This is a genomic window from Pedobacter sp. ASV12 (assembly GCF_016429155.1).
GTDB lineage: Bacteria > Bacteroidota > Bacteroidia > Sphingobacteriales > Sphingobacteriaceae > Pedobacter.
The window spans coordinates 1-397 of the sequence record NZ_JAELUC010000346.1; the positions used below are offsets into that span (position 1 = coordinate 1).

General features: G+C 69.5%; 1 pseudogene. It reads left to right on the forward strand.

Annotated features, from left to right (window positions below):
* Window positions 1–147: 147 nt before the first annotated feature.
* Window positions 148–234: pseudogene (locus JHD69_RS21600) on the forward strand (RecQ family zinc-binding domain-containing protein); the annotation flags it as partial.
* Window positions 235–397: the final 163 nt, after the last annotated feature.

The window sequence follows — 397 nt, forward strand, 5'->3', positions numbered from 1 at the left end:
CCCCCCCCCCCCCCCCCCCCCCCCCCCCCCCCCCCCCCCCCCCCCCCCCCCCCCCCCCCCCCCCCCCCCCCCCATTTTCACGCAGAAGACGGCATACCAGATCATGAGTACTGTCTCGTGGGCTCGGAGATGTGTATAAGAGACAGCAAAGAAGTAATCGATTATGCCGAATCGGGCGTTTGCCGCCGTAAGCAGATCCTGCATTACTTTGGCGAAAACTTTAACGAAACCGGTTTTCGCCAAAGTAAGGGGGGGGGGGGGGGGGGGGCTGACGCTGCCGACGAACCACGACATGTGTAGATCTCGGTGGTGGGGGGATCAGGAAGAAAGGGTGGGGGGGGGGGGGGGGGGGGGGGGGGGGGGGGGGGGGGGGGGGGGGGGGGGGGGGGGGGGGGGG